Origin of the sequence: Faecousia intestinalis, assembly GCF_040096185.1 — a bacterium.
Taxonomy (GTDB): Bacteria; Bacillota; Clostridia; order Oscillospirales; family Oscillospiraceae; genus JAZOXB01.
The window spans coordinates 1-5736 of record NZ_JBBMFF010000192.1 but is presented as its reverse complement, the minus strand read 5'-3'; the positions used below and the strand labels follow the sequence as shown (position 1 = coordinate 5736).

At 62.8% G+C, this 5736-nt stretch carries 6 protein-coding genes; all 6 read right to left on the bottom strand.

Annotation, left to right across the window (positions count from 1 at the left end):
- Positions 1 to 130: 130 nt before the first annotated feature.
- Genes gyrB through dnaN form a run of 6 tightly spaced genes read right to left on the bottom strand, consistent with a single transcriptional unit; the run spans position 131 to position 5332 of the window.
- On the bottom strand, positions 131 to 2071 hold the full coding sequence (gene gyrB, locus WMO66_RS06215) for a DNA topoisomerase (ATP-hydrolyzing) subunit B (protein ID WP_349135526.1): 1941 nt from the start codon (positions 2069 to 2071) through the stop codon (positions 131 to 133).
- On the bottom strand, positions 2064 to 2333 hold the full coding sequence (locus tag WMO66_RS06210) for a DUF370 domain-containing protein (RefSeq protein WP_349135525.1): 270 nt from the start codon (positions 2331 to 2333) through the stop codon (positions 2064 to 2066). The genes gyrB and WMO66_RS06210 overlap by 8 nt, the downstream gene beginning before the upstream one ends.
- Entirely contained in the window at positions 2333 to 3442 is a 1110-nt protein-coding gene (gene recF / locus WMO66_RS06205) for a DNA replication/repair protein RecF (RefSeq protein WP_349135524.1), read from the bottom strand. Before recF ends, WMO66_RS06210 begins: the two co-directional genes overlap by 1 nt.
- Entirely contained in the window at positions 3432 to 3686 is a 255-nt protein-coding gene (gene yaaA, locus WMO66_RS06200) for a S4 domain-containing protein YaaA (RefSeq protein WP_349135523.1), read from the bottom strand. The genes recF and yaaA overlap by 11 nt, the downstream gene beginning before the upstream one ends.
- Entirely contained in the window at positions 3683 to 4213 is a 531-nt protein-coding gene (locus WMO66_RS06195) for a YgjV family protein (protein WP_349135522.1), read from the bottom strand. Before WMO66_RS06195 ends, yaaA begins: the two co-directional genes overlap by 4 nt.
- Positions 4214 to 4219: 6 nt before the next feature.
- Complete coding sequence (dnaN, locus tag WMO66_RS06190; protein WP_349135521.1) at positions 4220 to 5332, bottom strand: DNA polymerase III subunit beta; 1113 nt, start codon at positions 5330 to 5332, stop codon at positions 4220 to 4222.
- Between the last annotated feature and the right edge of the window lie 404 nt (positions 5333 to 5736).

Genomic DNA, 5736 nt, shown 5'->3' with positions numbered 1-5736 from the left:
GGGGAGGGCTGATTTTCCCTCTCAGGCGGCTGCGCCGCCAGCTCTCCCAAAGGGAGAGCCAAGCTGCGCAATGACAAGTCTGGGAGCCTGTCGCATTCGCCGGGGCGCAGGGACAGGCCCGGAAACAGAATCAATAATCCAGATTCACGACATACTTTGCATTCTGCTCGATATATTCCTTGCGCGGCTCGACCTTTTCGCCCATGAGGAGGGTGAAGATCTCATCGGCCTTGACGGCGTCCTCAAGGCGGATCTGCTTGAGCGTGCGCTTTTCGGGGTCCATGGTGGTCTCCCACAGCTCGTGGGCGTCCATCTCGCCGAGGCCCTTATAGCGGGAGATATCGACCTTGGCATTGGGATTGTCCGCGCGGAGCTCGGCGGAGATGCGGTCGCGCTCGTCGTCGGAGAAGGCGACGCGGGATGTCTTGCCGCGGGTGAGCTTATACAGGGGCGGCATGGCGGAATAGACATAGCCGTTCTCGATGAGCGGGCGCATATAGCGGAAGAAGAACGTCAGCAGCAGCGTGCGGATATGGCTGCCGTCGACATCGGCATCGGCCATGATGATGATCTTGTGATAGCGGAGCTTATCGAGGTGGAATTCCTCGCCGATGCCCGCGCCGAGGGCCGTGATGACGGGCTGGAGCTTGTCGTTGCCGATGACCTTGTCCTCGCGGACCTTCTCGACATTGAGCATCTTGCCCCACAGCGGCAGGATGGCTTGGAAGCGGGAGTCGCGGCCCTGCGTGGCCGAGCCGCCTGCGGAATCGCCCTCGACGATATAGATCTCGGTCAGGCTGGCGTCCGTCTCGTTGCAGTCGCGCAGCTTGTCCGGCATGGCCGCCCCGCCGAGCGCCGTCTTGCGGCGGATGGACTCGCGGGCCTTGCGGGCGGCCTCGCGGGCGCGGTTGGCCGTCATGGCCTTCTCAAGGATGATGCGGGCGACGGCAGGATGCTCCTCAAAATAGGTGGACAGCTGCTCGTTGACGATAGAATCGACGAGGGTGCGGATATAGGCGTTGCCGAGCTTGGCCTTCGTCTGGCCCTCGAACTGGGCGTCCGTCAGCTTCACGGAGATGACGGCGGTCAAGCCCTCGCGGCAATCCTCGCCGGAGACCTTATCGGCGTCGGTCTTGATGACGCCGGTCTTCACGCCGTAGGCATTGAGCACGCGGGTCAGGGCCGTTTTGAAGCCCGTCTCATGCATGCCGCCCTCCGGCGTGTGAATGTTATTGGCAAACGAGACGATGGTCTCGTTATAGCCGTCGTGGTACTGCAGGGCGACCTCTGCCTCGGCGTCGCGGCGAACGCCCGCCATATAGACGACCTCCTCGTGCAGAGGCGTCTTGTGGCGGTTGTGCCAGAGGACGAACTCGCGGATGCCGCCCTCGTAGCACATGGAGTCGGACGGGCCGTCCTCCATGCGGCGGTCGGCGATCTCGATGCGCAGGCCGGCGTTCAGGAAGGCCTGCTCGCGCATACGGGTGTGGAGCGTCTCGTAGTCGTAGATAAGGGTGTCGAACATCTCGGGGTCGGGCTTGAAGGTGACGATGGTGCCGTGCCTGTCCGTATCGCCGATGATGCGCATTTCCTGCGTGATATTGCCGCGGGCGAACTTCATCTGATAGATCTTGCCCTCTTTATGGACCTCGACCGTGAGCCACTCGGACAGGGCGTTGACGACGGACGCACCGACGCCGTGCAGGCCGCCGGAGACCTTATAGCCGCCGCCGCCGAATTTGCCGCCCGCATGCAGGACCGTATAGACGACCTCGAGCGCGGGGCGGCCGGTCTGGGCCTGAATGTCCACGGGGATGCCGCGGCCGTTATCGGTGACGGTGATGGTGTCGCCTGGGTTGATCGTCACGGTGATGTGGGTGCAGTAGCCCGCGAGGGCCTCGTCGATGGCGTTGTCCACGATCTCATAGACGAGATGGTGCAGGCCGCTGGCGGACGTCGAGCCGATATACATGCCCGGACGTTTCCGGACGGCCTCCAGCCCCTCAAGGACCTGAATCTGTGAGGCGTCGTATTCCTGTTCCACAGTCGTATTCAGCAGTTCTTCAGACATGAATTGTGTTCTCCTTTTGTTCCATGCGCTTTTCCAGAATTCCCGCGTTGAACTGCGTGAGATACACGCGGTCCATGCCGAATTCCTCGGTCAGGAGGAAGCTCTTCGGCAATGCGCCGGAGACGTCGACCACCTGACCGCCCTGCTCCGCGGCCGTTAAAAACGCGCGCGTGTCGCGGGAGCAGGTCGTATTGTCCAGATCAAAGATCCCGATGAGGGTGCGGTCCCGCACGGCCATATCGCCGCCGATGGATAGATACATTACTGCGCCCCTCCGATGGTGCCGCTGCGGATGGACAGCACCTGGCCGAGACTGGTCAGGCGGTCCGTTTCACAGCAGGTGATAAAGACCTGCCCCTCGCGGAGCTGGTTCAAAACAAAGTCCTGCCGCCCGGCATCCAGCTCGGACAGCACGTCGTCGAGCAGCAGCACGGGCGTTTCGCCCGTTCCCTGCCGCAGCAGGGCGCGCTCGGCAAGCTTGAGAGAGATGACGGCCGTGCGCGTCTGCCCCTGCGAGGCGAACTGCGCCACGGGCAGGCCGTTGATGACGGCCTCGAAGTCGTCCTTATGCGGGCCGGACAGGCACTGCGCGCTCTCGAGCTCGGCGCGGGCGTGGCTGCGCTGATGCTCCTGCAGCTGGGCGCAGAGCGTCTCGGGCGGGGCAAAGGGATCCGTCACGGTCGAGACCGTGCGGTAGGTCAGCTCGAGCGTCTCGCTGTCGCCGGAAAATTCCCGGTGATAGCGCGCGGCCTCCTGCGCCAGCGCCTTGACATAGCGGGCGCGGTACGAAATGACGAGCGCGCCCGTCTGGGCCATGCGGAGGTCATACTCCGGCAGGACCTGCAGGAGGGAGGGATTGTCATAGCGCTCGCGCAGCAGGGCGGACTTCTGGTCGAGCAGGCGGCCGTATTCGGCCAGCGCGGCCTCGTAATTCGGGCGGAGCTGGCAGATGACGCCGTCCATAAGCCTGCGGCGGCCGGCCGCGCCCTTTTTGAGGATCATAAGGTCCTCCGGGCAGAACAGCACGCTCGTGAGCACGCCGGAAAGGGCGGCGCGGCTGCGCTGCCTGACCCCGGCGAGCCACAGCTGGCGCGGCCGCCTGCCGGTAAACAGCACGGCGCGCAGCTCGCGTGTGCGCTCCTGCGACTGCACCTGCGCGCGCAGCTCCGCAAAGTCTGCGCCGAAGCGGATGAGCTCCGCCTCGCGGCGGGTGCGGAACGAGCGGCCCGTGGAGAGATAGCTGACGGCCTCGAGCAGGTTCGTCTTGCCGTTGGCGTTCCCGCCGACGAGGAGATTCACGCCGGGGACGAACTGCGCCTGCGCATCCTCGTAATTCCGGAAGCCGCGCAGGCTGAGGCGGTCAATCTGCATGCGCGGCGCGGACGCAGTAGGTCACGCCGTCAAACCGGACGTCGTCGCCGGGACGGAGCTTTTTGCCGCGCATGGTGCACGGCTCGCCGTTGACGAGCACCTCGCCGTTCTGGATGAAGTTTTTCGCCATGCCGCCGGACGGGACGGCGTTTGCCAGCTTCAAAAAGCTCTCCAGCTTGATAAATTCCGTGGTGATGGCCACGGGGACATCCTCGGCGGACACCCGCCGGACACGAACTTTCATACGGTTGTTTCTCCTTGCTTTCGGCTCCGCAGCAGGAAAAGGACGGCGGAGGCCGAGGTGATGACGTTCGTCAGAACGTAGACATAATTGCGGATAAAGAGGCTGTAGACCGCCCACATCATCGTGCAGACGGCCGTAGAGGCCTTGATCCAGCGGGCATTGCACCGCGGGTGGACGACGACGGCGGAATAGAGGGCCGTGGCCAGAACGGGAAGCAGGCCGTACCACTGAAAGCCTCCCGCAAACGTGACCGCCGCGCCGAGTCCCAGCGCCGCCGCCACGAAAAAGATCTGCCAGAAGCGGTTCAATTTGCCGAACAGCAGAACGGCGAGGTCACGCACGAGGTTCACGGCCTCCTGCACCGCGCCGCTCCAGCCGTGCAAAAGCGAGCAGGCCGCCATGGAAAGGGCGTGGTTCACGGACTGGACCGCGAGGATCTTTCTCCGGCTGCGCAGGGCGGTGCTTGCCAGCATCGCGCACATGCCCACGCCGGAGAGGATATTGCTGACAAGAAAAGGAACGTTCATCCGGTCTTAGCTGTTGCTGCGCAGGCGGACCGGCAGGACCATATAGGCAAAGTCATATTTTTTGTCGCACGGGGTGAAGACGATGGGGCTCAGGCCGTTCTGCAGCTCCAGCGTGACCTCCTCGCTCGGGATAACGCGCAGCGCATCGAGGAGGTAGCGGCTGTTGAAGCCGATCTCCAGTTCGCCGCCGTTCCCGGCGATGGAGCAGGTGTCGTGCGCGGAGCCGATGGTGTTCGCCGTGCGGAAGTCGGCCATATTATCACCGAAGACGCAGCGGACGGGGCTTTTGACCTTTTCGGAGATGATGAGGCTGACGCGCTCGATGGAGGAGGTCAGCTCCGCGACGTTCGCGGTGAGGACGGTGCCGCAGTTTGTGGGGACAACGCGGCGCCAGTCGATGAATTCGCCCTCAAGCACGCGGCTGACGAGCAGGGCGTCGCCGATGGAGAAAAGGATGTGCTTATCGCCGAGCGTGAAGGTAACGGGCTCGTCGGAGTCCTCGAGAATGCGCTCGATCTCCTTGAGGCCGGCGGCGGGGACGACGAATTTCAGGGTATGGTTCGCGGCGTTTTCCGTGTGCCAGGTACGGCGGGCCAACCGGAAGCTGTCCACGGCGACCATGGTGACGGAATCCTCCGTGACCTCCATCAGGCAGCCGGTCTGGATGGGGCGGGCCTGATTTTCGGACACGGAGAAGATCGTGCCGGAGATCATGGCCTTCAGCGCGGACTGCGGCATGGTCACGCCGCTCTTGCCGTTGACGTCCGGCAGCTCGGGATAGTCCTCGGAATCCATGGCCGTGATCTGGAAGAAGGCCGCGCCTGCACGGATGGAGACCTGCTGCTTGTGGTCGACGGTGATGGAGACCATCTCATCCGGCAGCTTCCGGACGATATCAAAGAACAGGCGAGCGGGCATGACGCACGAGCCTGCCTCCTGGATCTGGGCACCGACGTGGACGGTGATGCCCGTTTCCAGATTGTAGCCCGTGAGCTGCAGCGCGACGCCCGCCCGGAGAAGCACGCCCTCGAGACAGGGAATGGTGCTCTTCTGTGCGACGGTGCGGCTCGCAACGGACAGGGCAGAGACCAGCAGCGCTTTTTCACAGGTAAACTTCATAACAACACTCGCTTTCTCTATCTGAGAAGATAGGTAGGATAATTTTTAGTATTCGTAGTCCGTAGGCAAAACTTATGTGCAAAAGTCCCGCAAGCCCTGAAATCCCAATGCGCGGCCATGCACATGGGGCTGTGGAAAAAAGAGAGCGTTCTGAACAGGGCTTGTGCGGAAAAATCGGGCAAAAATCTGTGAACAGGAAACTTCTGCACATTGCACAGGGGGTGTGCAGAAAAATTTGGGCAGAAAAGGGCAGGAAAGGTGCTGACGATAAGCTCAGGCCATCGCCAGAATGGCAAGCGCCGCCTTTTCGTGTCATTCCGAGGAGCAAAGCGTCCTTGGCTCTCCCACTGGGAGAGCTGTCACCGAAGGTGACTGAGAGGGCCTTGCAGGCACTTTTGAATGGC

Bases quoted from the DNA above. Each gene is read 5' to 3' on its own strand.
- WMO66_RS06195 (WP_349135522.1), bottom strand. From the start codon at position 4,213: ATGAACGTTCCTTTTCTTGTCAGCAATATCCTCTCCGGCGTGGGCATG.
- dnaN (WP_349135521.1), bottom strand. From the start codon at position 5,332: ATGAAGTTTACCTGTGAAAAAGCGCTGCTGGTCTCTGCCCTGTCCGTT.
- gyrB (WP_349135526.1), bottom strand. From the start codon at position 2,071: ATGTCTGAAGAACTGCTGAATACGACTGTGGAACAGGAATACGACGCC.
- yaaA (WP_349135523.1), bottom strand. From the start codon at position 3,686: ATGAAAGTTCGTGTCCGGCGGGTGTCCGCCGAGGATGTCCCCGTGGCC.
- WMO66_RS06210 (WP_349135525.1), bottom strand. From the start codon at position 2,333: ATGTATCTATCCATCGGCGGCGATATGGCCGTGCGGGACCGCACCCTC.
- recF (WP_349135524.1), bottom strand. From the start codon at position 3,442: ATGCAGATTGACCGCCTCAGCCTGCGCGGCTTCCGGAATTACGAGGAT.